Genomic DNA, 26,761 nt, shown 5'->3' with positions numbered 1-26,761 from the left:
CATCGACTCAGTCCATACCGCGTTGCTTCTCGAGCGCCCGCCATCCACCCGCACGTTTGTCGGCGATGATCTGCTTCAGCGTGCGTTCGCCGAGGGCCTGCCCCTCGTAGACCGCGAGGGTGATCGTCACCGAATTGCCACCGCGAAACCCTGGCGTGCGGTGCGATGTTCGGGCGAAGTGGGCCTACCATCACCCCGACGTCCCGATCCACAGTCAGAGGAGAGGTTCATGCGCCGAACGTTGCTCGCCCTGTCCGCGCTCTGCCCGCTGGCGGTCGCCGGGGTGGCGGCGGCAGATCCGGCGCCGCCCGGCACGGGGACTTTGACGGTGCGAGCCTTCACCGGGTCCGAACCCCTGCCGGTCAATCGCGCCGATATCGCGGTGACTCCGTGCGATGCCGAGGAGGCGATCGCCACCCTGGTCAGTGGGCCCGATGGGAGCGCGACAGTGTCGCTGCCCGCCGGGTGCTACGAGGCGACTGTGGTGACGGTGCCCGGCGGGTGCGGTCTGACCGACACCGATCCGGTTCGTCTCACTGTCGTCGCGGGGACCGAGGCGCATGCCGGGTTCCGCTTCGGATGCGCCTGAGCGCGGTCAGTCCTTCGGGCCGCCCGCCACGTAGATGACCTGACCGGAGACGAATCCGGCGCCGTCGCTGACGAAGAACGACGCCGTATTGGCGATGTCGGCGGGCGTGCCGACCCGGTTCACCGGGATCTGCGCGGCCGCGGCCTGTTTGAACGCCTCGAAGTCGACGCCGACCCGGGCGGCGGTGGCCGCGGTCATCTCGGTCTCGATGAAACCGGGGGCGATCGCGTTGGCGGTGACGCCGAACTTGCCCAGTTCGAAGGCGAGGGTCTTGGTGAAGCCCTGCATGCCCGCCTTCGCGGCGGAATAGTTGGCCTGGCCGCGATTACCGAGCGCCGAGGTGCTCGACAGGTTCACCACGCGCCCGAACTTCGCCTCCACCATGTACTTCTGCACGGCGCGGGTCATCAGGAAGGCACCGCGCAGGTGCACGTTCATGACGGTGTCCCAGTCCTGCGTCGTCATCTTGAACAGCAGGTTGTCGCGCAGCACGCCTGCGTTGTTGACCAGCACGGTCGGCGCACCGAGCTCGGCGGCGATCTTGTCGACGGCGGCGGCGACGGCCGCTTCGTCGGCCACATCGGCGCCGACCGCGAGCGCGGTCCCACCGGCGGACTCGATGCCCGCGACGGTGTCCGCACAGGCGGCCTCGTCGAGGTCCAGGACGGCGACGGCGAATCCGTCGACGGCGAGCCTGGCGGCCACCGCGGCGCCGATACCCCGCGCGGCACCCGTGACGATCGCAACCCTGCGTTCGGTGGACATCAGATCTCCTAGTACGACCGTGAGCTGGGCGAATGGTGATGGTCGGGGTGACAGGATTTGAACCTGCGACCCTCCGCTCCCAAAGCGGATGCGCTACCAAGCTGCGCTACACCCCGAGGCCTCGGGGCGAAACGCCGTCGAGGGAATTCATGTTTGAGCGGGTGACGGGAATCGAACCCGCACCATCAGCTTGGAAGGCTGAGGTTCTACCATTGAACTACACCCGCAGGCATACGACATCGATGGGATCGCCACGATGTCGTGTGCGCCATGACTGTACCGAATCCCGCGCGAAAAACGCCAATCCGCCCCCGGGTCCACCCGGCGAGAGCGTCGGCTGTCGCGGTGGCCCGCACCGCCTACGCCATGCCCGATTAGGGCCGAACGACCCTATCCCCGCGCCCCGCCGCCGGGACACCATGAAGGACGCGCACTCGTGGGAGCCTGCGCCTGCTACACCGGGGGAATAAATAGGAGAAATTTCCTTGAAAACCTGCCACGTGGGCGGCGAGTAGGCCACCATGGGAGAGCGCGTGACGGTGGATGCCACATCGTCACGAATCGCCCGCTGTGCCAGGAGGAACCCATGGCGACGCAACGTCCACCACCCGGAGACGGGCAACACGCTGCACGTTTCGGCAGGCCGGAAATACTTTCGGGAAGTGTGTAACGCCCGAGCCGCTGCAGCGATGTCATAGCCGATCGCCATTCGCGAGAGACTGCAACGCGTTCTAGAACGCGACTTTTCGGTCTCGGGTGGCTTGCTAGGATCCTTTTTGCCGGACGGGGGTATCTGGAAAGGGGGCGGTGAGCGTGTGCCGAACTCGGTGGACTCAACCGCGTAGCAGTGCGAACGATCGAGGTGGCGAGTTCGTCGCCACCCGCCACCGGTGATCTCGATGGCTGTCCACATCGAGCCACCGGTCGCCGCGATGGCCCGCGCCTGGGCCCGCGCGGTATGCGCCGAACCAGGCTCTTCCACGGCGCCGTACCAGTTGGAGCCGGTGCTCGTCGACATCGTCGAGCGGCTGCTGCATCTGGCCAGAACCGAACCATTCCCGGTGCCCCAGGCGCGCATGCTCGGCGCGCGACTGGCCGAGGCACCGTTCGAACGCACCAGAATGCTCGCGCACGCCACCCGCTGGCTGCTCGGGTTCCCGTCCGGCGTGCCGGGCTCGCTGGTCGCCACCCGGTGGCCGTTGGTCGCGAGTCAGGCCATCGACAGCTACGCGCAGGCGCTGCAGGAACGCGCGCTCGCGCAACAGGAACAGAACATCTCGGCGAAAGTGTCACTGCGCGTTCAGGAGATCGCCGCGCTGCAGCACCGCTTGCGCCACGAGGCCACCCACGACGCGCTCACCGATCTGGCCAACCGCACGCTGCTGCAGGAACGAGTGCGCGCGATGGCCGCCGACCCCTCCCGCGGGGTCGGGGTGCTCGTGGTCGATCTCGACCGCTTCAAACAGATCAACGACGGCTACGGACACGCGATCGGCGACGAGGTGTTGGTCGAGCTGGCCAACCGGTTGCGTGAGGTGTGCCCGCCCGACACGGTGATCTGCCGCTACGGCGGTGACGAGTTCGTGGTGGCGGCCAATCCGCGCCGCGACACTCTCGGCGAGCTCGCCCACCGCGTGGTCGCGGCGCTGCGCGACCCGGTGTGGTCCAGCGCGGGACCGGTGCCGGTGTCGGCCAGTGTCGGCACCGCGTTCTGCCCACCGGGAAAGACGTGCGATTTCACCGACCTGCTGCGTCGCGCCGACCGCGCGATGTATTCGGCGAAATCGGCGGGCGGGCGGCGTTTCGCCCTCGCCGAGTCAGGCGACCCGGAACTGGGAACCGCGGTCGCCGGTTGAGCTGGGCCACGAGCACTCGCTCGCGGCCTGGCTCAACCGTTTCGAGCGTCGCCGTCGTGGTCAGCGCGGCTGACAAGTGGGGCACCAGAACAGGTTTCGCCCCTCCAGCACCGCGTGCGCGATCGGTGTCGCGCACACCCGGCACGGTTCGCCCTGGCGCCGGTAGACGTAGGTGCGCGGTCGGTCTTTCGCGTAAGACGGTGCGCCCGAATCGTGTTCGGGTCGAACCACGTGCATGCGCCCGGTGGCGACGCCGATCGGCATGAGCCCGACGAGGTCGGCCCAGAGCGCGTCCCAGTCCTCGGCGGTGATCGAGGTCCCCGGCCGGTACGGCGAGATCCCGTGCCGGAACAGCACTTCCGCGCGGTACACATTGCCGACCCCGGCGATCAGCGCCTGGTCCATCAGCAGCGCGCCGATCGGTCTGCGCGAGCGCCGGATTCGCGTGCCCGCCCGCTCGTGATCGGCGTCGGGCCGCAGCGGATCGGCACCGAGCCGGGCGACGAGCGCGTCCACCTCGGGCGGGTGCAACACCTCGCAGGCGGTCGGCCCACGCAGGTCGGTGCCGAAATCGGTGGCGGCTCCGAGCATTCGCATCCGCACCTGTCCCACCGGTGCCGCCATCGGCAGCTCGACCTCGCTGAAGGTGCCGTACAACCCCAGGTGCACGTGCACAGTCAGCCCGGACCCGTAGTGGTGCAGCAGATGCTTCCCGACCGCCTCGGCCCGCTCCAGCACCTGCCCGTCCACCAGCGCGGCCCCGTCGGCGAACCGTCCCTGCGGACTCGAAACCCGCACCACCCCACCGGAGAACCGCTCCTGGTGCAGTGAAGCGATGCGATGGAGGGTATGCCCCTCAGGCACGAGACACACCTTCCTGGAAACTCACCGGCTGATTTCGTGCGCACATCGGTTGCTCACCGGGTGCGCCCAGCGCCGGTCGCGTGGCGAAACGTCGGCCCGCGACGCGACCGCGGCGGCGCCTGCCTACTTGTCCGCGGAATCGCGGTAAGGCGGCACGGCGGGGGCTTCGCCGGACTTCTCGTAGTCGGCGAGGATGTCGATGCGACGCTGGTGGCGCGCCTCGTCCGACCACGGCTGGGCGAGGAAGGCGTCGACGATGGCGAGTGCCTCTTCGGTGGTGTGCATGCGGCCGCCGATGCCGATCAGCTGGGCGTTGTTGTGCTCGCGGGCCAGCTTGGCGGTCTCGACGCTCCAGGCCAGGGCGCAGCGCGCGCCGGGCACCTTGTTGGCGGCGATCTGCTCGCCGTTGCCGCTGCCACCGAAGACCAGACCCAGGCTGCCCGGGTCGGCGACGGTGCGCCGCGCGGCCTCGATGCAGAAGGCGGGGTAGTCGTCGAGCGCGTCGTATTCGAGAGCGCCACAGTCGACGACCTCGTGTCCAGCCTCCTGCAAGTGAGCCTTGACATGATTCTTCAGTTCGAAACCGGCATGGTCGGCACCCAGGTAAACGCGCATGGCTGCGATTGTGTCAGGCCCGCTTAGAGTCGTGTCATGCACCCGCACGAACCGCTTTCTCCGCATTCGGCAGGTCCACCGCCGGAGCGATCGGACGGAGCCGCGGCCGCGGAACCGTCACTGCGCAAGGACACCGACACCCCGGCCGCGCAGCCACCGACCTCCCCCCAGCCCGCCGATCCGGCCTCTTCGCCGTGGACCCAGCCGGGCGTGCCGACCGGCGGTTTCCCCACCCAGCAGCACACCGGCACCTATCCCCCGATGCCTCGGTTCCCCGGTCCGCAGGGCGGCTATGCGCCCGCCCCGCAAGGGCAGTACGCACCCGGCTACTACCCACCCGGCGGCCCGCCGGTGCCGCCGCAGCATCAGCCGCGCGGGTTGTCGCCGTATGGGATGCCCGCCCGGCATCCCTGGGAGATCCCGCTGCTCGTGGTGGTCATCATGGTGACCTCGGTCGCGTATCTGATCGCGCTGCTGATCCTGTTCCTCGAACTCGTGGCCGAACCCGTCCTCGACGACCAGGGTCGGCCCGTGTCCGAGGGTTCGCTGCTGACCAGCCCGTACGTGCTGCTGCTGTTGTTCGCGCCGATCCTGCTGTGGGCCGGTCGTGGTCTGAACTACGCGACCCAGCGGATCAACGGGGTGAAGATGTCGCCCACCCAGTTCCCGGAGGGGTACCGGATGGTGCAGGAGGCGGCCGCCCGGCTCGGAATGCGCAAGGTTCCCGACGCGTATGTGGTGCTCGGCAACGGCCAGATCAACGCCTTCGCCTCCGGGCACGGCTTCCGTCGATTCGTCGTGGTCTACAGCGATCTGTTCGAGATCGGCGGCGCCGCCCGCGATCCCGACGCGCTGGCCTTCATCATCGGCCACGAGGTCGGTCATCTCGCGGCCGGTCACGTGTCGTATTGGCGCCAGCTCGGCATGTTCGCCGTCCCGTGGCTACCGGTGCTGGGATCCTCGCTGATCCGCGCCCAGGAGTACACCGCCGACAATCACGGCTTCTGCAACCGGCATCAGGGCGCGCCCGGCGCGATGGCGACCCTGGCCGCGGGCAAGTACCTCAACTCCGAAGTCGGCTTCGACGAGATGGCCGACCGGGCCGCGCTGGAGAAGGGCGGCTTCGTCTGGCTGGTCAACGCCATGTCCAGCCATCCGGTGCTCACCTGGCGGATGTGGGCGCTGCGCGACCGCAGCAGGCCGGGCCCGATGTTCTGGCGGCCGAGCGCCTCGCGGCCCGGCGCGATTCCACCGCCCGGCGGCTATCCGCCGAACACAGGGCAGCGCGCGCTGCCGCCGAAACCCGTGTGACCGGACAAGGGGCGCCGGACCAGTTGGTCCAGCGCCCCTTGTCTGTTGTCAGTCGAAGAAGTCTGTTGTCAGTCGAAGGCCGGGTCCTCGGTGCGGGTGCGCTTGAGTTCGAAGAAGTGCGGGTAGGAGGCCAGCGCCACCACTCCGTCCCAGACCCGGCCCGCGTCCTCGCCGCGCGGGATGCGCGAGAGCACGGGTCCGAAGAAGGCGACACCGTTGACGTGGATGGTCGGCGTGCCGACATCGGGGCCGACCTTGTCCATCCCCGCGTGATGGCTCACGCGCAGCGCCTCGTCGTAGTCGGTGCTGGTCGCGGCCTCGGCCAGCTCGGCGGGCAGGTCCAGCTCGGCGAGGGCGTCGGCCACGACGGCGACCAGGGTCTCCTGGGTGCTCTCGCGTTCGAACTCTGCCTTGCGGTCGTGGATGCGGCTGCCCAGCGCGGTGTAGAGCGGCGCGAGGATCTCGTCGCCGTACTTCTGCGCGGCGGCGATGGCGACGCGGACCGGGCCCCAGCCCGAGGCCAGCAGCTCGACGTAGCCCTCCGGCAGATCGTCCTTGTCCTCGTTGAGCACCGACAGGCTCATCACGTGGAAGCGCACCTCGATGTCGCGCACCTGTTCCACTTCCAGGATCCAGCGGGAGGTGATCCAACACCACGGGCACAGCGGATCGAACCAGAAATCGGCGACATCCTTGGTGGCCTGATCGCTCACAGGTCTTCCTCTCGGTTCGGCGTCGGTGGGGCCGGGGACGGCCCATCGGTTGGTGCAACCCCGGCGGGGCCGGAATCGTTCCCTCCCCGGTGCCGGGCGCACTAGGCTCGAGGCAGCGAGGAGTCCGGGTCGTCCGCGAGAAGGGGTCCGTTCATGAGCTCGAATCAGCATTTCGTCGTCATCGGTGGTGGTCTCGGGGGTGCCAAGCTCGCCGAGGCCTTGCGGGCCAATGATTTCGACGGTCACGTCACGCTGCTGGCCGCCGAGGAGGAGCTGCCCTACGAGCGGCCGCCACTGTCCAAACAGCACCTGGCCGGCACCCAGCAGCTGCCGGATTTCACCGTCGACCAGGCCGCCTGGTACCGCGATCACAACATCGACCTGCGGTTGGGGACCACGGCGACGGCGTTCGATCCGGCCGCGCGGACGGTGACACTGCCCGACGGGTCCACCCTGTCCTACGACAAACTCGCGCTGGCCACCGGCTCGCGCCCGCGGACACTGCCGATTCCGGGCGCCGACGCGCCGAACGTCTACACGCTGCGCACCATCGGCGATTCCGATGTGCTCGCGGAGGTGCTGCGGTCCCGGCGGCAGCTGGTGATCATCGGGGCGGGCTGGATCGGGCTCGAGGTCGCCGCCCAGGCCAGGGCGAGGGACGTGGCGGTCACCGTGCTCGAGGCGGCGGAGCTGCCCTTGGTCGGCGTGCTCGGGCCGGAGATGGGCGCGTACTACGCCGAGGTGCATCGCTTGCACGGCGTCGATCTGCGCCTGAACACCAAGGTCGAACTGATCCGCACCGACGACGGCGTCGCCACCGGAGTTCAACTCGGTGACGGCACCGTCGTGCCCGCCGAGGCGGTGCTGATCGCGGTGGGCGCACAGCCCAACACCGACGCGGCCGCGGCCGCCGGGCTGGCGGTCGACGGAGGCGTGCTGGTGGACGCGGCACTGGCGACCAGCGATCCGAATGTGGTCGCCGTCGGCGACATCGCCGAGCAGCAGCATCCGGTGCTGAACCGGCGGGTCCGGGTCGAGCACTGGGCGACGGCGCTGAACCAGCCCGCGGTGGCGGCACTGACCATGCTCGGCAAACCCGCTGTCTACGAACGGCTTCCGTACTTCTTCAGCGATCAGTACGACGTCGGCATGGAGTACACCGGCTATGTCGGCCGCGATGACGATGTACGGGTGGTGGTGCGCGGCGACCTGACGGGCAACGCGTTCGTGGCCTTCTGGCTGGATCCGCAGAACCGGGTGCGCGCGGGAATGAACGTCAACGTGTGGGACGTGACCACCCGGATCAAGGAGCTGATCCTGGCCGGGGAACCGGTCGATCCCGAACGGCTGGCGGATACCAGCGTGAAACTGTGACCCAGTTCACATCATGAGATCTGTCGAAAGCGAGAGGCCGGCTCCGACCATCTGTCGAACGCGCCATCGGGGCGCGCCGGATCGAGGAGACATCTCATGAAGTACATGCTGGTCAAGACCTACGCCAAGGCCGCCTACTGCGACACCCCGGTGCACGAATGGGCACCCGAGGACATCGCCGCCCACATCGATTTCCAGCGGACCCTCGGCGAGCAGCTCGCCGCCGCGGGTGAACTCGTCGATGCCCAGGGGCTGGCCGGGCCGGACCAGGCGCTGATCGTGTCCGGGGACGGGCGGTCGGCACCGGTGGTGACCGACGGCCCCTTCCCCGAGACCAAGGAATTCCTGGCCGGGTACTGGATCGTCGATGTCGACTCCGCCGAACGGGCTGTGGAGATCGCCGCGCAGGCCTCGGCCGCGCCCGGTCCCGGCGGCAAGCCGATCGGCGAGCACATCGAGGTGCGCCCGATCATGAGCGCGCCCGCCGCCGAGTGAATCGGGCACCGAACACCGAGGACCTGCTGCGCGCGCTCGCGCCGCAGGTCCTCGGTGTGCTGGTCCGCCGGTTCGGTGATTTCGACCTGGCCGAGGACGCCGTGCAGGATGCCCTGCTGGCGGCGGCGACCCAGTGGGACACCGAGGGGCCGCCCGCGAATCCCCGCGGTTGGCTGATCCAGGTGGCCCAGCGCCGGATGGCCGACGCGGTGCGCGCCGAGGTCGCGCGACGGCGCAGGGAGACTGCGGTGTTCGTGCGGGAGGTGCCGGTCGAGGCGGCGCATCGCGACGACACTCTCGACCTGTACTTCCTGTGCTGCCATCCGGACCTGCCGCCCACTGGCGCGATCGCGCTGACCCTGCGCGCGGTCGGTGGCCTGCGCACCGAAGAGATCGCCGCCGCGTTCCTGGTCCCGGAATCGACCATGGCGCAGCGTATTTCGCGCACGAAGAAGCGGCTCGCGGAGATGAACGAGCCGTTCGCCGACGGCGCTGCCGACACCGCCCGGCTGAGCGCGGTGCTGCGGGTGCTGTACGTGATCTTCACCGAGGGCCACACCAGCAGTTCCGGTGCGGGTCTGCGCCGGGCCGATCTGTCCACCGAGGCCATCCGGCTGACTCGGGCCCTACAGGCGCTGCTGCCCGAGAACACCGAGGTGAGCGGCCTGCTCGCGCTGATGTTGCTCACCGATGCCCGCCGCGGCGCCCGGACAGGCCCGCATGGTGAACTCGTTCCGCTCACCGAGCAGGACCGGTCGCGCTGGGACCGTACCCAGATCACCGAGGGCCTGCGCCTGCTCACCGCGGCCATGTCCGCCGGCCTCACCGGTCCGTATCTGCTGCAGGCCGCGATCGCGGGACTGCACGCGGACGCCGCCCGGGTCTCCGACACCGACTGGGCCCGAATCCTGCAGCTCTACACCATGATCGAACGCCTCGGCCCGAATCCCATGGTCACCCTCAACCGCGCGGTCGCCACCGCCATGGTGCACGGCTCCGCCGCCGGTCTGGCCCTCACCGACACCGTCGCCGAACCCCTCGCCCGTTCACATCGCCTGCCCGCGGTCCGCGGGCACCTGCACGAGATGGCGGGTGACCAGGCCGCGGCCCTCGCCGAGTACCGCCGGGCCGCCACACAGACGGCGAGCACTCCCGAACGCGACTACCTGCTGCTGCGCGCGGCCCGGTTGCGCACGAACGGGGTCACCGGGGCTTCGTCCGAGGTTGACGCGCGGACTTCGATCGAGTGATCGCTGCGCGCCTCGGCCTCCCACCATCCGCATGGCAGACTCACGACGGTGACGGACGTGCACAGCGCGGGTGTGCTGGTCTACCGCCGAACCGAGGCCGGAATCGAAGTGTTGCTCGGGCACATGGGCGGACCGCTGTGGTCGAGGAAGGATGTCTCGGCGTGGTCGATTCCCAAGGGCGAGTACGCCCTCGGCGAGGAGTTACCGCGTGTGGCGGCTCGCCGTGAGTTCACCGAGGAGCTCGGCCTACCGGTTCCGGACGGCCCATGGGTCGACCTCGGCGAGGTGCGCTACGGCAGCGGCGGCAAGCGCAAGACCGTCATCGTGTGGGCGGTCGAGGGCGAGCTGGATCCGGACGAGATCGCGCCGAGCACCTTCGAACTGGAGTGGCCGCCCCGCTCCGGACGGTTCCGCGAGTTCCCCGAGATCGACCGGGCCGCCTGGTTCGACCTGACCACGGCCTCGGAAAAGCTCAGCAAAGGACAGCGGCCCTTCCTCGGCCGCCTCGCCGAGTACCTCGACTGACCAGGGCGCGCCACGGCGCGCGGGGGTAGATTGCGGACATGCCCACCGACTTCCAGCTCAAGACCATGAACGGCGTTCACCGTGCCCTGCTCAAGGTCACCGGCGGCCGGATCGGCAACCAGATCTTCGGTATGCCGTCCCTCGAACTCACCACCATCGGCCGCAAATCCGGCACCCCGCGCCCGGTCATGCTGACCACGCCGATCATCGACGGCGACACCGTCGTGGTCGTGGCCTCCCGCGGCGGCGACCCGACCCACCCGGCCTGGTTTCTGAACCTGCGCGACAACCCCGAGGTCGAGGTGTCGCTGGCCCAGGGGCCGCGCAAGCCGATGCTGGCCCACGTCGCCACGCCTGAGGAACGCGCGCAGCTGTGGCCGCGCGTGGTCGCGGCGTACAAGGGGTACGGCGACTACCAGACCAAGACCACCCGCGAGATTCCACTCGTGCTGTTGACCCCGAGGACCTAGACCAGCGCGGCCCGGAATTCCGTGGGACTGCTCCCTCGCGATCGCTTGAACGCGGCACTGAATCCGAACGCGTCGGAATAGCCGACGGTGGTCGCCACCTGGGCGACGCTGCGCGCGGGATCGGCGAGCAGTTCCTCGGCCTCGGCCATCCGCCAGTCGGTGAGATAGGCCAGCGGCGGCTCACCCATCACCTCGGTGAACCGCTTGGCGAACAGGGCCCGGGAGACCGCCGCCTCGGTGGCCAGGCTCGCGACCGTCCAGCGGTGGAACGGCCGGTCGTGGATGGCTTCGAGCGCGGGGCCGACCACCGGATCGGCCATACCGCGGTACCACGCGGGCGCGCAGTGCTGCTGCTCGGCGAGCCAGGTACGCAGATTGCAGACCAGCGCCCAGTCCAGCAGACGGTCCATCAGCGCCTGCGAGCCCGCCCCGTGCCGGGCGGCATCGGTCGCGGCCTTCTCCAGCCAGGCGCACAGCTCGGCGTCGCCCCCGACCACCAGCACCGGGGGGAGCGCGCGCAACAGCCGCTCGTGCCGTCGACCGGAGGCGCGATAGGCCCCGACGATGAGCGAAGTCTCCTCCGACGCACCGGTTTCGGGCAGGAGCTCGATCAGTTCCGTTGTCGCGCAGGCAGTCTCGGCGGGACCGAACCCGTCCGGCACGAAGCAGGAGAGCTCGTAATCGGTGCGCGGGCGGTCGTCGAGGCCGGTGGTGTCGATCAGCTGGAACGGCTCACCACCCTGCACGAGGGCGGTGTCACCGGCGACCAGCCGGGTGCGCGACCCGTCGGGGAGTACGACGGTGCCGCCGCCACGCAGCACCGTCACCATGATCAGCGGGGCACGGTCGGCGAAGTGGATGGTCCACGGTGCGCGCAGCACCGCGTGCGCCAGAACCGACCGATCGGCGCGAATTCCACTCAGCAACGAACTCAACGGATCCATGACAACCAGAATAGACGAACTCCTATCCATTGCAGATGATCATCCATAGATCGTCCACACGATCCGCGGTTCACTGAAAGGGCAGGGCGCACCGCCCGCATCACGCACCGAATCAGGGAGCCCACCGTGCCGCAGACCGCCGACATCGCCGCGCACACCGCCGACGCCACCGGATCCGACACCGCCCGCACCGCGCTCGTCGTCCTCGCCCACCACCGGGCCGATTCACTGTCGGCCCATATCGCCGAGCGCGCGGTCGCCCGGCTCACCGCCGCCGGCTACGCGATCGATCTGCTGGATCTGCATCGCGAGAACTTCGATCCGCGGATGACCGAAGCCGACCAGCCCGACTGGGGTGACCGCGAGAAGCAGTACTCCCCCGTGGTCGAGTCACACATGCGCCGGGTGCTGGCCGCCGACGTCGTCGTTGTCGTGTTCCCGGTCTACTGGCAGAGCGTGCCCGCGATCCTCAAGGGCTGGATCGACAGCGTCTGGAACTACGGCTTCGCCTACGGCCGCAGCAAGCCCCGGCTCGCGGGCAAGCGAATCCTGTGGCTCGGTCTCGCGGGCGCGACCGCCGACGACGCGATCCTGCCCGGCATGCAGCAACTCCTGGACGCCCAGCTCAACGACAGCATCGCCACCTATTGCGGGTTCAGCGAGTCGCGGGTCGGGCTGCTCCCCGATGCCGAGGAGTCGCCGCAAACCCTCGACGACGAAGGCAATCTCGTGATCGGCGACGCGATCAGCGGCGCTGCCCGCGTCGCCCACTACGCCGCCTTCGACGCCAGGGCCGAGGGGTTCGTCGACGAATTCCTCGCAGCTACCCTCGTCAACGCCTGAGTCCCGCACCGGCGCTGTCGATCCGATCCCGCCCCACCGCACGATCGGATCGACAGCGCCGCGACCAGCCAGCGCCGGAACGGAATCCACTCCACCGGCCGCACGCTCAGATACCCGGCAGGGTGCGCAAGAGCACGCCGAAGAGCTCGGTGGCCGTGCCGGATTCGACAGCGGCCTTGTCGATGGTGCCGATCGCACCGGCGGTGAAATCGGCGTCCTGCTCCGGGACGTAGCTCTCCGGGTCGTCGATGCCGGGGGCATACTGGGCGAACATGGTCGTCATGGCCTGGAGGAACGGGGCCATCAGGGTGGCCAGGTGGGCGGCGGTGCCGCCGGTGGTGCGCACCATCTTGGCGCCCTGCTGGAAGCCCGCGAACATCGAGTACATGCCGCCCAGGATGGCCAGGTCGTACATCGCGGCGGCACCGAAGTCCTCGCCGACGAACTCCGCACGGCCGAACAGCTCCAGCACCCCGTGGAAGCGCTCGAACTCCGCCGCGGCGCCACTGTAGAGCACGAACGCGGCCGGTCCGCCGATCATCGAGGGCACGGCCATGATGCCGCCGTCCATCAGCGCCACCTCGTGTTCGGCGGCCCAGCGACCGAGCGAACGCGCCTGTTCCGGCGTGGCGGTCGTCAGGTTGATCACCGTGCGCCCGCGCAGCGCCGCGGCGGCGGGTTCGAGGTGCTCACGCACCGACGCGTCGTCGAGCAGACACAGGATCACCAGGTCGGCGACGGCCAGCGCCTCGGCCGAGGTGGCGGCGACCTGCGCGCCCTGGGACACCAGCGCCTCGGCGCGGGACGGGGTGCGGTTCCAGACCGTGAGCTGATGACCGCCCGCCAGCAGGGCCTGCGCCAGCGCGGCACCCATCGCGCCGAGACCGAGTACCGAAATATGCTGTGCTGTCACAGAATTCGACATGGCTTCCCTTGTTCCGACCGCACGTCGCCGGTCGGCAACGTTCTCCCAGACTCGCCGGTTGCACTACACTTGACAAGTACCGACTATGAAGTCGGATACTCACCGAAAAGTAAGTAAGGCGACCATGAAGCAGCGAGAGCGTCCGTACTCCTGTGGCATCGATGCCGCGCTCGATGTCGTCGGCGGCAAGTGGAAGGCGCTGATCCTGTGGGCCCTGTCCACCGGCACGCAGCGCTTCGGCGAGCTCAAGCAGCTGGTGCCGGGAGTGACCGAGAAGATGCTGATCCAGCAGCTCCGCGAGCTCGAGCACGACGGCGTCATCCACCGCGAGGTCTACGCGCAGGTCCCACCGAAGGTGGAGTACTCGCTCACCGAACTCGGCGTCTCACTGAACGAGGCGCTCGAGACACTCGGCGCGTGGGGCAGCGCCAACATGACCCACATCTGCGCGGTGAAAGGTGTAGAGGCGCCCGTCCATTGACGGGCGCTCGTGGGCTCAGCCCTTGACGCCGGCCCAGGTCGTGCCCGTAATGCGCTCGTAGGCCTCTTCGTACTTGCGCCGAGTCGCCTCCACGACGTCGGCGGGAATCTCCGGGCCCGGGTATTCCTTGTTCCAGCCGGTGGAGGTCGACCAGTCGCGCACGAACTGCTTGTCGAAAGAGCGCTGCGCGCGGCCCGGCTCCCACTCGTCGGCGGGCCAGAAGCGCGAGGAGTCGGAGGTGAGCACCTCGTCGCCGAGGGTGAGCACGTCACCGTCCCACCCGAATTCGACCTTGGTGTCGGCGACGATCACCCCCGCCTTCGCGGCGTGCTCGGCACCGCGCGAGTAGATCTCGAGGGTCAGATCACGCAACTTCTCGGCGACCTCGCGACCCTCCTGGCGCACCACCTCGGCGAAGCTGATCGCCTCGTCGTGCCCCTCGGTGGCCTTGGTCGACGGGGTGAAGATCGGCTCCGGCAGCTTGTCACCATCGCGCAGGCCCGGCGGCAGGGCGATACCCGACACGGTCCCCGAACGCTCGTATTCCTTCAGTCCCGAGCCGGTGAGGTAGCCGCGCGCGATGCACTCGACCTGCAGCATCTTCAGCGGCTTGACCCGGATCCCGCGCCCGGCGAATTCCGCGGGCACCTCGGTCGCCGACACCACATGGTTGGGGATGTCGGTGAAGTACTCGAACCACCAGTTCGACAGCTGGGTCAGCAGCGCGCCCTTGCCCGGGATCGGCGTCGGCAGCACCACGTCGTAGACCGACACCCGGTCCGACGCGACGAGCAGCAGGGTGTCGCCGTCCTCGTAGAGGTCACGAACTTTCCCGGCGTGCACATGCTTCAACGTCGAGCCTCCGAATCCTGGGTGGGGCGTACCTACTGAGTATGTACGGACTGTACCGACCGGCCCGGCCGCCGAATCACACCTGGTCACCGTGAAGCGGAGCCCGTCACATCGGACGGTGGGGCCGTCGCCGGCCCGGCCGATCAGGCCCTCGCATCGTCGTCGTGGCGGGGAAGGCGCGCACGCTCCGTCCGTAGGCTCGCACAATCGGCGGTCACCAGGTCGGGGTGCGGCCGCGTAGAGGGAAACTCGTGAGCGGGTGTCGGCGGCAAGTGGCATTGTGGACGCCGAACCACCGTGCCGTGTTCGTCGACGACGAAGGAGATCTATGTCCGCCCCGAATCTCACCCGCGACCAGGCGGTCGAACGCGCGGCCACGGTGGCCGTGCAGAACTACCGGATCGAACTCGACCTGACCGACCAGCCGCGTGGCGCGGGTTCGGAAGTCTCGGACACCTTCGAGTCGAAGACCACGGTCACCTTCACCGCCACTCCCGGCGCGAGCACGTTCATCGACCTGGTCGCGCCGCGGGTGCGCTCGGCCGTGCTCAACGGTGTACCGCTGGATGTGAGCGGCTACGACGAGTCGACCGGTATCGCGCTGGCCGATCTGGCCGCCGAGAACGAGCTGGTCGTGGAGGCCGACTGCGCGTACTCGCACACCGGTGAGGGCCTGCACCGCTTCGTCGATCCGGCCGACGACAACGTCTACCTGTACTCGCAGTTCGAGACCGCCGACGCCAAGCGGATGTTCGCCTGCTTCGACCAGCCGGACCTCAAGGCCACCTTCGACATCGTCGCCACCGCCCCCGATGACTGGCGGGTCGTCTCCAACGGCGCCACCACCGAGGAGCACAAGGTGGGCGCGGTCGTGCGCCACACCTTCGCGACCACCCCGAAGATGAGCACCTATCTGGTCGCCATGATCGCCGGTCCGTACGCCAAGTGGACCGACTCGTTCAGCGACAGCCACGGCGAGATCCCGCTCGGCCTGTTCTGCCGGGCCTCTCTCGCCGACCACATGGATGCCGAGCGGCTGTTCACCGAGACCAAACAGGGTTTCGCCTTCTACCACGACAACTTCGGCGTACCGTACGCCTTCGGCAAGTACGACCAGCTGTTCGTGCCGGAGTTCAACGCGGGCGCGATGGAGAACGCCGGCGCGGTCACCTTCCTGGAGGACTACGTCTTCCGGTCCAAGGTGACCCGGGCGTCCTACGAGCGCCGCGCCGAGACCGTGCTGCACGAGATGGCGCACATGTGGTTCGGCGATCTGGTCACCATGACGTGGTGGGACGACCTGTGGCTCAACGAGTCCTTCGCCACCTTCGCCTCGGTGCTGTGCCAGGCCGAGGCCACCGAATACACCAGCGCCTGGACCACTTTCGCGAATGTGGAGAAGTCCTGGGCCTACCGCCAGGACCAGCTGCCCTCCACCCACCCGATCGCCGCCGACATCCCCGATCTGCACGCGGTGGAGGTGAACTTCGACGGCATCACCTACGCCAAGGGCGCCTCGGTGCTCAAGCAGCTCGTGGCCTATGTGGGACTGCAGCCGTTCCTTGCCGGTCTGCGTGCCTACTTCGCCGAACACGCCTACGGCAACGCCACTTTCGATGATCTGCTGGCCGCGCTGGAGAAGGCCTCGGGCCGCGACCTGTCGGACTGGGGCGCGCAGTGGCTCAAGACCACCGGCCTCAACATCCTGCGCCCCGATTTCGTCGTCGCGCCCGACGGCACCTTCGAGAGTTTCGCCGTCGTGCAGGAAGGGGCGGCACCGGGTGCGGGCGAGTACCGCGTGCACCGGATCGCGGTCGGGGTCTACGACGAGCGCGACGGCAAGATCGTGCGCACCCACCGGGTGGAGCTCGACCTCGACGCCACGGGCCGCACCGAGGTGCCCGAGCTGGCCGGGGTGCAGCGTGGTCAGCTGGTACTGGTCAACGACGACGACCTCACCTACTGCTCACTGCGCCTCGACCCCGATTCCCTGGACGTGGTCGTGCAGCGCATCGGGGAGATCGCCGACTCGCTGCCGCGCACGCTGGCCTGGTCGGCGGCCTGGGAGATGACCCGCCAGGCCGAGATGAAGGCCCGCGATTTCGTCGCCCTCGTGCAGCGCGGAATCGGCGCCGAGTCCGAGATCGGCGTGGTGCAGCGGCTGCTCATGCAGGCCGGCACCGCGATCGGCAGCTACGCCGACCCCGAGTGGGCCGAGCAGCAGGGCTGGCCCGGTTTCGCCGACCGGCTGCTCGAGCTGGCGCGCGCGGCCGAGGCGGGATCGGACCATCAGCTCGCCTTCGTCAACGCGCTGACCGGGGCGAAGCTGGCACCGCGCCACACCGAGGTGCTGGCCAAGTTGCTCGTCGCCGATCCGGGGGCGGGGCTGAGCGGGCTCACCGTCGACACCGATCTGCGCTGGCGCATCGTCAGCGCGCTGGCCGCCGCCGGTCTGCTCGACGCCGATGGCCTCGCCACCCCGACCATCGACGCCGAGCTCGCGGGCGACCCGACCGCGGCGGGCAAGCGCCAAGCCGCGGCCGCGGCGACCGCGCGTCCGATCGCCGAGGTCAAGGCCACGGCGTGGGACACCGTGATCGGCGACGACTCGGTGCCCAACATCACCGCCCGCGCCATCGTCGGCGGATTCGCCCCCGCCGGTCAGGGCGAGCTGCTCGCGCCCTACGTGGACAAGTACTTCGCCGAGATCCCCGCCGTGTGGGAGCGCCGTTCCAGCGAGGTCGCCCAGACCGTCGTCGTCGGCCTCTACCCGCATTGGGCGATCAGCGAAGCCGCTGTCGCCAAGGCCGACGAGTTCCTGGCGGGCGAGCACCCACCCGCCCTCTACCGCCTGGTCTCCGAAGGCCGTGCGGGCATCGAACGGTCCCTGCGCGCAAGGGAATTCGACGCGAAGTAGTCGACCCGACCCGGAGGCCCGGTGCGTGCACGCACCGGGCCTCCGCATTCCCGGCCCCGGCCGTCCCCGACGCATCAGCAAGCCCCCACGGAATCGTTGATCGCCCGGCTCCCAGGCGAGCATCGGCCGATTACCTGCGCCATCGCAGCCTGGTGATCAACGGTCCGAGCCGAGCCACGGCGGGCTCCTGCTGTGCCGGGTGACACCGGGCCCGAACGGCTGCCCGGATAGCGGGGCGGGGGCTGGTCTGCTGTGAGCGGATCTGCTGACAGCAGTGTGAGCGGCGAATCGTGGTGTGCGCGGGGCACGGTGGAGCCATGGCACACGACGACAAGACTCCGATGTTCAGCTGGCGGGCGCGGGAGCAGCTGTTCGCTCGCCGGATCCTCGTGCTGGACGGGGCGCTCGACGACGACAACGGCACGCTGCTCATCACCCAGCTGCTGACCCTGGCCGCGCAGAGTCCCGAGGCGCCGGTCTCGCTGTGGATCCACTCCCCCGGCGGCTCGGTGCCCTCCATGCTGGCGATCCGCGACGTGATGCGCCTCGTCCCGTGCGAGGTCTCCACTCTCGCACTCGGATTGGCTTGCAGCGCTGGGCAATTCCTGCTCTCTTCCGGTACACCGGGCCGCCGGTTCGCCCTGCCGCACGCGCGCATCCTCATGCACCAGGGTTCGGCGGGGATCGGCGGCAGCGCGGTGGAGGTCGAGGTGCAGGCCGACGATCTGCGCTACACCGTCGACACCGTGCTCGGCCTGATCGCCGCAGACACCGGCCAGCCCTTCGACCGCGTCTACGAGGACTCGCTGCACGACCGCTGGTTCACCGCGACCCAGGCACTCGAGTACGGGTTCATCGACCACATCGTCGAATCCTTCGACCAGGTGGTGCCGAACCGTCATCGCATCGGCATCGGCATGAACACCTCCGGAACCCACCGATCACGGAACACAGAGCGCGGAGAGGCGGAAACCCCATGACCAGCTACACGATTCCCAACGTCGTGTCCCAGCATCGCGGTGGTGAGCGGATCACTGACATCTACTCGCACCTGCTGAGCGAACGCATCGTCTACCTGGGCACACCGATCGACTCCGGGGTGGCCAACGCGCTCATCGCGCAACTGCTACACCTCGAATCCGACAGCCCCGGCCAGGCCATCAGCCTCTACATCAACTGCGAGGGCGGCGACCTGTCCGCCATGCTCGCCGTCTACGACACGATGCGCTTCATCAAGGCCCCCGTCCACACCACCTGCGTCGGCCAGGCCATCGCCGTCGGCGCCGTCCTCCTCGCCGGCGGCACCCCCGGCCACCGCGCCATGCTTCCTCATACCCGAATCGTCCTGCACCAGCCGGCAACTCGCGGCCAGGGCACCATCCCCGACCTGATCCTCCAGGCCGACGAAATCGTCCGCATGCGCGCCGCCATCGAAGCGATCCTGTCCAAGCACACCGGCCAGACCCCGGAAACCCTGCGCCGCGACACCGACCGCGACCGCGTGTTCACCGCCGACACCGCCCTCGACTACGGCCTCGTCGACCAGGTTCTCCACGAACGCGAGTAACCCGCACACTCCGCGGCAATGGACGGCTGATCACCAGGCACTCACGCAAGCAACGGCCGAGAAGCAACACCACCACCGCCTGGTGATCACTGGTCCAGTTCAAGAGCGCGGCGTCTCGGGCGTGCCCGGGTATAGCGAGGCCCAGCCGCAGGTGGCGTCACGGTGGCCAGGCCGTGGCTGGGCAGCGACCAGCGCCACTGTCCCGGGCCACCATCAGTGCCACCATGGCCCCGCGGTCGCGGATTCATCTTCGTGACAACGGCGCTCGCGATCGGCGGGCGTTCACTGCTTTTCGATACGGTCCAGGTAGACGCGGCGGACATCGTCGTCGACGCGGGTGATCGCCGCGTCGTCGTGCGCTGCCTTGCGCAGCAGGCGCATCACCGTCTCCGGCACCAGTCCGGAGGCGTTGGCCGCCAGCCCGACATAGCCGGGTACGGCGGTTTCGGCGGCTCGGGTCTTGACCGTGCGCACCACCGCGGCGGCGATGTCCTCGGGTTCGACGGCGGGCAGGATGCCGTAGTCGATGCCGGAGCTGAGCTCGGTGTGCACCGCCGAGGGCAGCACCGCGCTCAGGCTGACCCCGGTGGTGTCGAGCTCGAGCCGGGTCGCCGCGGTCAGCCCGACCACGGCGAACTTGCTCGCGTTGTAGACCGCCAGCCCCTTGAGCGGGAATTTGCCCGCCAGCGAGGCGACGTTCACGACGTGTCCGTAACCGCGCTCGACCATGCCGGGCAGGGCCAGTCGCATGCCGTGGATGACGCCATAGACGTTGACGTCCATGGTGAGCTGGTCGATCCGGTCGGGCTGGTCGAGGAACGGGCCGTTGGGCATCACGCCCGCGTTGTTGACCAGCACGTCGAGCGGGCGGCCGCGCCACCGGGCGGCCGCGTCGAGAAACGCCGCGTAGGAAGCCTTGTCGGTGACGTCGAGAACGTGGCCGACAGCGCGGTCTCCGAGTTCGGCGGCAGCCTGCACGGCCAGCGACTCGTCGAGGTCACCGAGGGCGACATGCGCACCCGCCTCGACGAAGGCTCGCGCGGTGGCCAGGCCGATGCCGCGGGCGGCGCCGGTGATGGCGATCAGCGCACCGTCGAGATCGATCCTCGGGTAGCTCATGCTGTGTCCTTTCGCTGGGTTCGCTCGGGCGCGCGGGTGGTCGTCTCGCGGACCCGCTCGGGAGCGGTTTCGGGTTGTCTGTCACTCATGCCGGGATCGCGACGTCGTCGTGGGTGATGGTGAAGTCGGCGGGGTCGAAAGCGCTCACCCGGCGGGTCAACTCCCCCGTCGACCAGGGCCAGCTGAAACTGTTGCGGCCGTTGGCATCCAGGTAGTAGCTCTGGCAGCCGCCCGCGTTGTAGACGGTCCCGGCCAGCGCGTCCTGCACCTGGTCGACGTAGCCGGCCTGCACCTGCGATCGCACGTCGAGCACCGCCCAGCTCTCGCGGCGGGCGCTCGCGATCGCCGACACCAGGTAGGCCACCTGCGCCTCCAGAATCGCGAAGGCCGAGGAATGGCCGGTGCCGAGGCTGGGGCCGAGCACGGTGAACGCGTTCGGGAACCCGGTGGTGACGGTGCCCAGGTAGGCCTCGGGTGAGCCCTGCCAATGCTGCGCCATGGTCCGGCCATCGGCGCCGCGCACGATGTCGGCCAGCGGAGTGTCGAGGATGTGGAAGCCGGTGCCGAGGATGACGGCATCGACCTCGGCGGCGGACCCGTCGGCGCCGAGCACGGTATTGCCGCGGAACTCGCTGACCGCGGTGGCGTGCACCGCCACGTTGGGCTTGGTGAGCGACTGGAGATAGCTGTTGGAGAACAGGATCCGCTTGCAGCCGAGCAAGTAGTCCGGAGTCAGCTTGGCGCGCAGCGTCGGATCTCGGACGACCGCGCGCAGGTAGGCAGAACCGACCGTCTGCACCGCCTGCATGAGCGGTCGCGGATTGCGGAACGCGACACCGAGACCCTCCATCAACGCGTACTCCACCGATCGCAATGCCTTGTGCGCGAACGGGAGTCGGCGCATCACCCGCTTCTCGACGCCAGGCACGGGGTGGTCGGGTTTCGGCAGCACCCACTGCGCGGTGCGCTGGAACAGATGCAGCGCGGCGACCTCACGCTGGATCTCCGGCACGAACTGCACCGCCGAGGCGCCCGTGCCGACCACGGCGACGCGCTTGCCGCGCAGGTCGTAGTCGTGGTTCCAGCGCGCGGAATGGAACACCTCGCCGGGGAACTCGGCCAGGCCGGGGATGTCGGGGAAGCGTGGTTCGTTCCACGGGCCCGCGGCCGAGACCACGAAACGGGCGGTCAGCTCACCGTCGCTGGTGTCGAGCCGCCACCGGCGGGCGTCGTCGTCCCAGCGCGCGCCGGTGACCTCGACGCCGAAGCGGGTGCGTTCGGCGAGCCCGTGCTCGCGAGCCACCCGGTCGACGTAGTCGAGGATCTCGGGCTGGGTCGCGAACAGGCGCGACCACTCGCTGTTCGGGGCGAAGGAGAACGAGTACAGACCCGACGGCACATCACAGGCGCAACCCGGATAGGTGTTGGCGCGCCAGGTGCCGCCGAAGGTGTCCGCCTTGTCCACCAGCACGACGTCGTCGACGCCGGCCTCGGCCAGTTGGATCGCGGCGCAGATGCCGGAGATCCCGGCTCCGATCACGACCACCTCGTGCTGCGGGCTCATCTGTTCTCTCCTTCGTTCGATACGCGAATCGCGGCCGCGACACGACGGGGCGCGGTCCGCCGGGCAGTGGCGAGTGTGCTTGCCCGACGGGCGAAATCCATGAAGTTCGGTCCCATCGCGGCGAGATCTTCCTGGCCCGGCTCGACCCGGATCACTCGCGTGCCCGCCGCGCGCAACAGCGCCACCTCGCGATCGAGCCCGCGGGTCATCTGCGCACGAAGCAGTCGTTCGACCCGGTTCAGACCCGTCGCCGGTGCACCACCTTCGGAGGTCATCGGCGCCACGATCACCACTTCGTCCAGCGCCAGCGACACCAGCAGATCCGCTGACACCGACGACACCGCACCGCCGTCGAGGTAGCCGCGTCCACCGATCCGCACCGGCGGGAACCAACCGGGGATCGCCCACGACGCGGCGATCGCCTCGCCGAGGTCGACCGCAGGCGTACCCGGGGCCGGTGACCCGACCACCGCACCACCGCCTGCCGTGGCAGCCTTTGCGCCGATGTCATCCGCCGTGGCGCCGGCGTGGAGCGGCGGGTTCGCGCCGAAGGCGACTCGCTTGCCCGTGGCCGCATCGGCGGCGACCAACCAGGTATTGGGGTGATCGACCCAGCCGTTCGGGGCGATGGCCGCGCCGTATTCGCGCAGCCAACTCGCGTCGCCGCGACCGCGCGGGAGGAATCCGGCCAGCGCGGTGTAAGCAGAGACAGCGCGCACACCGGCGCCGATCAGGCCGAGTCCCGGCAGTCCGATGCCGGGCAGCGGAGGGATCTTGCCCGGGTCGACCGACACATGACGGGCCAGGACGGGGTCGGCGCCCGGTGCGCCGTCGAGGGCGGCGAGGAGGTCGGCCGGGCTGCGACCGGAGCCGAGCGCGCCGACGAGTTCGGCTCCGGCGGAGGTGCCGACCAGGACCTCGGCCGTGCGCAGGTCCCAGCCGAGGGCGCGTTCGACGGCATCGAGGGCGACAGCGGTCCAGGCGAAACCCAGGGTGCCGCCGCAGCCGATGGCTACGCCACGTCGTGTAGTCATGACTCGGATACTAACGGTATTCGAATTCCAACGGTAGCCCGTTTTGCTAAACTCCTGCCCATGGCCAGGATGACGCGCAAGGAGTCGCACGCACTCACCCGTGAGCGCCTGGTCGACACAGCCAAGCGACTGTTCCTGGCCGACGGCTACAACGTGACCTCACTGGAGAAGGTGGCAGCGACGGCCGGGTTCTCCAAGGGCGCGGTGTACTCCAACTTCGCCACCAAGCACGAGCTGGGCCTCGCCGTGATCGACGTCGTGCACGTCGAACGCGCGGAGTCCCTCACCGACGCGGTGATGGCGCACGACACCATGGACGAGCGCATCGCCGGCTTCGCGCGCTGGGCCGACGAGAACATCGGCGATATGGGGTGGACGGCGCTGGAAGTCGAATTCGCCACCAGCACAAGGCACATGCCGGAGATCCGCGCCGAGCTGGCAGACCGCAGGCGCACGCTCACCGCGATGCTTGCCTCACTGATCCAGGTCCAGGCCGACGAGATGGGCATCGACCTGCCGATGTCGGCCGAAGACGCTGCCCTGCAACTGCTCTCGCTCGGCATCGGCCTCGGCGTCCAGCGCGCGATCGATCCCGAACTCCCGGTCAGCGCCATCGTCGACCTGCTGCGACGACTGATCGATTCCGTCCGGGTGAGCTGATTCCCCCGCCTCGGCACCAACACCATCGCCCGGCCACCTCGAACCCGACCCTCCCCCGCGACCTACTCGGCACCGACAGGCACGCCGCACAGTCGAATTCTGCCCACGATGTCGACGAATCCTCAGCCCGCGCCCCCAGGACAAGACGGATCGCCTCGGCGAAGGTCAGGTCGTCCGTAACTCACGGTCCGGAATCGAACCCGCCGCACGCCAAAGCACCTCAGCGCGCGTTCGGTGACCGAATCAGCGCACCATCAGACCTCACGCCGCCAGCGACATCACCGTCGGTGCGGACATGGTCGGGACGTCCACCGGCCGCGAGGGTGCGACAACCCGACGGTCGCCGCCGAGGACCACAGCTCGAGCGGGAGCGACCGCGTGGCGACGCATGGACTCGGCCACCTGCGCGACCAGCTCGCCCAGCGAGGTGCCGAGCGCACCAGCGAGTGCGGCGATCATCTCGCTGGAAGGTTCCTTGCGACCGCGCTCGACCTCGGACAGATATTGCGGCGAGATTCCGGCGCGGCCCGCGGTGTCGACCAGGGTGGACCGTTGTTCGAGCCGCAGGGCGCGCAGCCGGTCGCCCAACGCTTCCCGCCACAGCGGCTCGGGTCGCGCGCGCTCGTCGCGTCCGCCCGGAATCACCCGCAACCCGTTGTGCTCGCCCATACTCCGAGCGTAGAGACCCACGGCGTGATCCACCCTGTTCTTCTGCTGTCGGCGTAACCAGACCACTGCTGCGCTCAGCGGGTGATGCCGAAGCGGGTGTCCACCCAGCGGAGGACGTCGGCGAAGGAAGCCGCGACGATGCCGCTGTGGTCGACGTCGTCGTAGGTGCGGTAGTCGACGGACTGACCGCGCATCTGCTGCTGGGCCACCATCGCGTCGGTGGACTGCGGCGGGACGGTGCGGTCGGAACGGCCCTGCAGGACCAGCACGGGTGTGTCGAACTGCAGCCCGCTGGGATCGTTGTCGTCGAGAACGCGGAGCAGGGCGGACAGATCCCCCTCCTTGGTGAACACGTCCCTGGGCGAGAGCCCACCCCACTTGCCCTCGTCTCGCAGCCCGGCTGTGCACTCGGAGTCCACCACCGGCAGCAGCGAGACCGCGCGATCGGTGAGGAACCGACCAGGGTCGACCTCGCTGACGGTCTGCGCCCCACGCACCAGCAGCGGCAGATATACCGAGATGTCCCCGACCCCGAGCTTGCCGAGCGGATTGGACACCGCCCACTTCGCCATCCGCACCTGCTCGCCGAGATGCGAGGCGGGAGCCAGCGCGACCGCGCCGAGCAGGGGCGAACCCGGCGCCCACGCTCCAGCCGCCCCGGCGGCGAACAGCGCCGCGTGCCCACCCTGGGAATGCCCCATCGCCAGCCAACGTGAACCTACCGAGGGATCGACTTCCCTTGCGGCGGTGGCGATATCGGTCATCGCGCGCTGTTCGGTGTCACCGATCAGATAACCGTGCTCGCCCGGCGTGCCCAGGCCCTGGTAGTCGGTCCGCGCCACCGCGTAGCCCTTGGCGATCCAGCGTGCCTGCTCGTCGCGACCTGGCGAAGCACTCTCGGTACGCGACGGCGCGCACACATCGGCGACGCCATTGGTGCCGGGCGCCCAGGAGATCAACGGCCAACCGCCTTCGGGCGGTGTACCTTCCGGCACCGCGAGCGTGCCCGACACCGCCACGGTCTGGCCGTGCGCGTCGACCGACCGGTACAGCACCAGCGTGTTGCGTGCGCCCGGCACCGCTCGCGAACCGGTCAGCGGCTGTGCCGTGATCACCGACCCGTGTGGACCGGGCACGGATTCCACTGGCGGCGTGTAGAACTCGGCCCGCGGCGCACCTGCGGTGAGCTGACTCGCCTCCGGCGCGTCGTCGGCACAGGCCGAGGCGCCGAGCACGAGGCAGCCCACCACGAGCACCCGGGCGATACCTGTCCGCATGTTCCCCCCGAGACGACGACGGCCGATGTTCCGGCCGATAGATCGCCGATCAGGGTACTCGATCTCCCGCTCACCCCCCGGAACGGCCGGGCGCGCACCACCCGGCCGCCCGATGCGCTCAGACCAGAACCCGGCCCAGGAAGTCGCGGATCAGCGCGGCGATCTCCGGCCCGTGCGTCTCGAGCGCGAAGTGGCCCGCGTCGAGCAGGTGCAGTTCGGCATCGGGCAGATCGCGCAGGTAGGCGCGGGCACCGTCGGGGCCGAAGATCTCGTCGTGCTCACCCCAGGCGATCAGCGTCGGCGGCTGATGCTCGGCGAAGTACTTCTGGAACGTCGGGTAACCGTCGAGATTGTTCTTGTAGTCGAAGAACAGCTGCAGCTGGATCTCCTTGTTGCCCGGCCGGTCCAGGTAGGCCTGATCGAGGGTCCAGGTGTCAGGACTGATCAGCGAGCGCCGCGGTTCCGGCACGCCGTGGGTGTACTGCCAGGTGGTCGCGTCGAGTTCGAGCAGCTTGCGCACCTCCGGTTCGTGGGTGACACGGTCGGCCGCGTGGGCGAACAGCACGTCCCAGAACGGCGTGAAGCCTTCCATGTACGCGTTGCCGCTCTGGGTGATGATCGCGCTCACCCGCTCGGGGTGCGCCGCGGCGATCCGCAACCCGATCGGGGCGCCGTAGTCCTGGATGTAGAGGGCGAAGCGTTCGATGCCAAGGGCGGCGAGCAATCCCAAGGTGAGCTCGGTGAGGTTGTCGAAGCTGTAGTCGAACTCCTCGACGGTCGGCATGGCCGACTGCCCGAAGCCGAGATGGTCCGGGGCGATCAGGTGGTAGTCGTCGGCGAGCGCGGGGATCAGCGTGCGAAACATCGCCGAGCTCGTCGGAAACCCGTGCAGCAGAAGCAGGGTCGGCTTGTCCGGATCACCCGCCTCCCGGAAGAAGATCGACTGGCCCTGGATCTCGACGGTGGCGTGGCGGATCTGACTCACAACGGCTCTCGCTTTCTCGAAGTGGATGACGAGTTGTAACCACTCATCATCATTTTAAAGGTTAGAGCCGCGCGGATTGATTCCCGATCCGAGAAGA

At 69.0% G+C, this 26,761-nt stretch carries 27 protein-coding genes, 2 tRNA genes and 1 pseudogene; 14 read left to right on the top strand and 16 right to left on the bottom strand.

Annotated features, from left to right (window positions below; translation table 11 throughout):
- Nucleotides 1-7: 7 nt before the first annotated feature.
- Nucleotides 8-130 (bottom strand): hypothetical protein, encoded by a 123-nt coding sequence (locus BOX37_RS35730; RefSeq protein ID WP_276207239.1) that lies wholly within the window; start codon nt 128-130, stop codon nt 8-10.
- Between the two features lie 99 nt (nt 131-229).
- Here BOX37_RS35730 and BOX37_RS06675 point away from each other — a divergent pair, with 99 nt between their 5' ends.
- Complete coding sequence (locus BOX37_RS06675) at nt 230-589, top strand: hypothetical protein (protein WP_071926877.1); 360 nt, start codon at nt 230-232, stop codon at nt 587-589.
- A 6-nt stretch (nt 590-595) separates the two neighbouring features.
- Here BOX37_RS06675 and fabG read toward each other — a convergent pair whose 3' ends face one another.
- The 3 genes from fabG to BOX37_RS06660 all read right to left on the bottom strand — a co-directional run bounded on the left by fabG (nt 596) and on the right by BOX37_RS06660 (nt 1,581).
- The gene (gene fabG / locus BOX37_RS06670) at nt 596-1,354 is read right to left on the bottom strand and encodes a 3-oxoacyl-ACP reductase FabG (protein ID WP_071926876.1); all 759 of its coding nucleotides are present in this window, start codon (nt 1,352-1,354) and stop codon (nt 596-598) included.
- A 39-nt stretch (nt 1,355-1,393) separates the two neighbouring features.
- Nucleotides 1,394-1,470, bottom strand: a tRNA-Pro gene (locus tag BOX37_RS06665).
- A gap of 40 nt (nt 1,471-1,510) precedes the next feature.
- A tRNA-Gly gene (locus tag BOX37_RS06660) sits at nt 1,511-1,581 on the bottom strand.
- Nucleotides 1,582-2,253: 672 nt separating this feature from the next.
- Between BOX37_RS06660 and BOX37_RS06655 the strand changes: the two genes are divergently transcribed.
- A complete protein-coding gene (locus tag BOX37_RS06655) occupies nt 2,254-3,210 on the top strand; it encodes a GGDEF domain-containing protein (RefSeq protein ID WP_071931238.1) in 957 nt (318 codons plus the stop codon).
- A 60-nt stretch (nt 3,211-3,270) separates the two neighbouring features.
- On the opposite strand, the gene BOX37_RS06650 is transcribed toward BOX37_RS06655, so the two are convergent.
- On the bottom strand, nt 3,271-4,074 hold the full coding sequence (locus tag BOX37_RS06650; protein WP_071926875.1) for an Fpg/Nei family DNA glycosylase: 804 nt from the start codon (nt 4,072-4,074) through the stop codon (nt 3,271-3,273).
- A 123-nt stretch (nt 4,075-4,197) separates the two neighbouring features.
- Complete coding sequence (locus BOX37_RS06645) at nt 4,198-4,689, bottom strand: ribose-5-phosphate isomerase (RefSeq protein ID WP_071926874.1); 492 nt, start codon at nt 4,687-4,689, stop codon at nt 4,198-4,200.
- A 261-nt stretch (nt 4,690-4,950) separates the two neighbouring features.
- Here BOX37_RS06645 and BOX37_RS06640 point away from each other — a divergent pair, with 261 nt between their 5' ends.
- Nucleotides 4,951-6,000 (top strand): M48 family metalloprotease, encoded by a 1,050-nt coding sequence (locus BOX37_RS06640; protein WP_084760694.1) that lies wholly within the window; start codon nt 4,951-4,953, stop codon nt 5,998-6,000.
- A gap of 68 nt (nt 6,001-6,068) precedes the next feature.
- Here the strand turns inward: BOX37_RS06640 and BOX37_RS06635 are convergent, their stop codons facing one another.
- A complete protein-coding gene (locus BOX37_RS06635; RefSeq protein WP_071926873.1) occupies nt 6,069-6,713 on the bottom strand; it encodes a mycothiol-dependent nitroreductase Rv2466c family protein in 645 nt (214 codons plus the stop codon).
- A 153-nt stretch (nt 6,714-6,866) separates the two neighbouring features.
- On the opposite strand from BOX37_RS06635, the gene BOX37_RS06630 reads away from it, so the two are divergent.
- From BOX37_RS06630 to BOX37_RS06610, 5 genes are all read left to right on the top strand, one after another.
- A complete protein-coding gene (locus tag BOX37_RS06630; RefSeq protein WP_071926872.1) occupies nt 6,867-8,087 on the top strand; it encodes an NAD(P)/FAD-dependent oxidoreductase in 1,221 nt (406 codons plus the stop codon).
- Between the two features lie 96 nt (nt 8,088-8,183).
- Nucleotides 8,184-8,582, top strand: a complete 399-nt coding sequence (locus BOX37_RS06625) for a YciI family protein (protein WP_071926871.1) — start codon at nt 8,184-8,186, stop codon at nt 8,580-8,582.
- Nucleotides 8,579-9,832: an RNA polymerase sigma factor gene (locus tag BOX37_RS06620; RefSeq protein WP_071926870.1), complete on the top strand. Its 1,254-nt coding sequence runs from the start codon at nt 8,579-8,581 to the stop codon at nt 9,830-9,832. The genes BOX37_RS06625 and BOX37_RS06620 overlap by 4 nt, the downstream gene beginning before the upstream one ends.
- 48 nt (nt 9,833-9,880) lie before the next feature.
- Nucleotides 9,881-10,357: an NUDIX hydrolase gene (locus BOX37_RS06615; RefSeq protein ID WP_071926869.1), complete on the top strand. Its 477-nt coding sequence runs from the start codon at nt 9,881-9,883 to the stop codon at nt 10,355-10,357.
- Between the two features lie 38 nt (nt 10,358-10,395).
- A complete protein-coding gene (locus tag BOX37_RS06610) occupies nt 10,396-10,827 on the top strand; it encodes a nitroreductase family deazaflavin-dependent oxidoreductase (protein ID WP_071926868.1) in 432 nt (143 codons plus the stop codon).
- Here the strand turns inward: BOX37_RS06610 and BOX37_RS06605 are convergent.
- Nucleotides 10,824-11,771 (bottom strand): AraC family transcriptional regulator, encoded by a 948-nt coding sequence (locus BOX37_RS06605; RefSeq protein WP_071926867.1) that lies wholly within the window; start codon nt 11,769-11,771, stop codon nt 10,824-10,826. The genes BOX37_RS06610 and BOX37_RS06605 overlap by 4 nt on opposite strands.
- 126 nt (nt 11,772-11,897) lie before the next feature.
- On the opposite strand from BOX37_RS06605, the gene BOX37_RS06600 reads away from it, so the two are divergent.
- On the top strand, nt 11,898-12,614 hold the full coding sequence (locus BOX37_RS06600) for an NAD(P)H oxidoreductase (protein ID WP_240505244.1): 717 nt from the start codon (nt 11,898-11,900) through the stop codon (nt 12,612-12,614).
- 106 nt (nt 12,615-12,720) lie between these two features.
- Here the strand turns inward: BOX37_RS06600 and BOX37_RS06595 are convergent.
- Nucleotides 12,721-13,545, bottom strand: a pseudogene (locus BOX37_RS06595) (NAD(P)-dependent oxidoreductase); the annotation flags it as partial.
- Between the two features lie 118 nt (nt 13,546-13,663).
- On the opposite strand from BOX37_RS06595, the gene BOX37_RS06590 reads away from it, so the two are divergent.
- A complete protein-coding gene (locus BOX37_RS06590) occupies nt 13,664-14,020 on the top strand; it encodes a winged helix-turn-helix transcriptional regulator (RefSeq protein WP_071926865.1) in 357 nt (118 codons plus the stop codon).
- A 15-nt stretch (nt 14,021-14,035) separates the two neighbouring features.
- Here BOX37_RS06590 and BOX37_RS06585 read toward each other — a convergent pair whose 3' ends face one another.
- On the bottom strand, nt 14,036-14,872 hold the full coding sequence (locus BOX37_RS06585) for a phosphoribosylaminoimidazolesuccinocarboxamide synthase (RefSeq protein WP_071926864.1): 837 nt from the start codon (nt 14,870-14,872) through the stop codon (nt 14,036-14,038).
- Nucleotides 14,873-15,200: 328 nt separating this feature from the next.
- Here BOX37_RS06585 and pepN point away from each other — a divergent pair, with 328 nt between their 5' ends.
- From pepN to BOX37_RS06570, 3 genes are all read left to right on the top strand, one after another.
- Nucleotides 15,201-17,789 carry an aminopeptidase N gene (pepN, locus tag BOX37_RS06580; protein WP_071926863.1) on the top strand — a complete coding sequence of 863 codons (2,589 nt, stop codon included), beginning with the start codon at nt 15,201-15,203 and terminating at the stop codon, nt 17,787-17,789.
- A gap of 317 nt (nt 17,790-18,106) precedes the next feature.
- On the top strand, nt 18,107-18,769 hold the full coding sequence (locus tag BOX37_RS06575; RefSeq protein ID WP_071926862.1) for a ClpP family protease: 663 nt from the start codon (nt 18,107-18,109) through the stop codon (nt 18,767-18,769).
- Nucleotides 18,766-19,356, top strand: coding sequence for a ClpP family protease (locus tag BOX37_RS06570; protein WP_071926861.1), 591 nt, complete (start codon nt 18,766-18,768; stop codon nt 19,354-19,356). Before BOX37_RS06575 ends, BOX37_RS06570 begins: the two co-directional genes overlap by 4 nt.
- Nucleotides 19,357-19,638: 282 nt before the next feature.
- Here BOX37_RS06570 and BOX37_RS06565 read toward each other — a convergent pair whose 3' ends face one another.
- The 3 genes from BOX37_RS06565 to BOX37_RS06555 all read right to left on the bottom strand — a co-directional run bounded on the left by BOX37_RS06565 (nt 19,639) and on the right by BOX37_RS06555 (nt 23,073).
- Nucleotides 19,639-20,475, bottom strand: a complete 837-nt coding sequence (locus BOX37_RS06565) for an SDR family oxidoreductase (protein WP_071926860.1) — start codon at nt 20,473-20,475, stop codon at nt 19,639-19,641.
- 85 nt (nt 20,476-20,560) lie between these two features.
- Nucleotides 20,561-22,039, bottom strand: a complete 1,479-nt coding sequence (locus tag BOX37_RS06560; RefSeq protein ID WP_071926859.1) for a flavin-containing monooxygenase — start codon at nt 22,037-22,039, stop codon at nt 20,561-20,563.
- Nucleotides 22,036-23,073 (bottom strand): patatin-like phospholipase family protein, encoded by a 1,038-nt coding sequence (locus tag BOX37_RS06555; RefSeq protein ID WP_071926858.1) that lies wholly within the window; start codon nt 23,071-23,073, stop codon nt 22,036-22,038. The genes BOX37_RS06560 and BOX37_RS06555 overlap by 4 nt, the downstream gene beginning before the upstream one ends.
- Nucleotides 23,074-23,133: 60 nt before the next feature.
- On the opposite strand from BOX37_RS06555, the gene BOX37_RS06550 reads away from it, so the two are divergent.
- Nucleotides 23,134-23,733 carry a TetR/AcrR family transcriptional regulator gene (locus BOX37_RS06550; RefSeq protein WP_071926857.1) on the top strand — a complete coding sequence of 200 codons (600 nt, stop codon included), beginning with the start codon at nt 23,134-23,136 and terminating at the stop codon, nt 23,731-23,733.
- A 261-nt stretch (nt 23,734-23,994) separates the two neighbouring features.
- Here BOX37_RS06550 and BOX37_RS06545 read toward each other — a convergent pair whose 3' ends face one another.
- The 3 genes from BOX37_RS06545 to BOX37_RS06535 form a co-directional block, all read right to left on the bottom strand.
- Nucleotides 23,995-24,402 (bottom strand): helix-turn-helix domain-containing protein, encoded by a 408-nt coding sequence (locus BOX37_RS06545; RefSeq protein ID WP_084759461.1) that lies wholly within the window; start codon nt 24,400-24,402, stop codon nt 23,995-23,997.
- Nucleotides 24,403-24,476: 74 nt separating this feature from the next.
- Nucleotides 24,477-25,679, bottom strand: a complete 1,203-nt coding sequence (locus BOX37_RS06540) for an alpha/beta hydrolase family protein (protein ID WP_071926856.1) — start codon at nt 25,677-25,679, stop codon at nt 24,477-24,479.
- A gap of 118 nt (nt 25,680-25,797) precedes the next feature.
- The gene (locus BOX37_RS06535) at nt 25,798-26,664 is read right to left on the bottom strand and encodes an alpha/beta fold hydrolase (RefSeq protein ID WP_071926855.1); all 867 of its coding nucleotides are present in this window, start codon (nt 26,662-26,664) and stop codon (nt 25,798-25,800) included.
- Nucleotides 26,665-26,761: the final 97 nt, after the last annotated feature.

It is taken from the genome of Nocardia mangyaensis (genome assembly GCF_001886715.1).
In the GTDB taxonomy this organism is placed as follows: Bacteria; Actinomycetota; Actinomycetes; order Mycobacteriales; family Mycobacteriaceae; genus Nocardia; species Nocardia mangyaensis.
The sequence above is the reverse complement of the archived record's forward strand: the minus strand, read 5'-3'. Positions and strand labels throughout refer to the sequence as shown.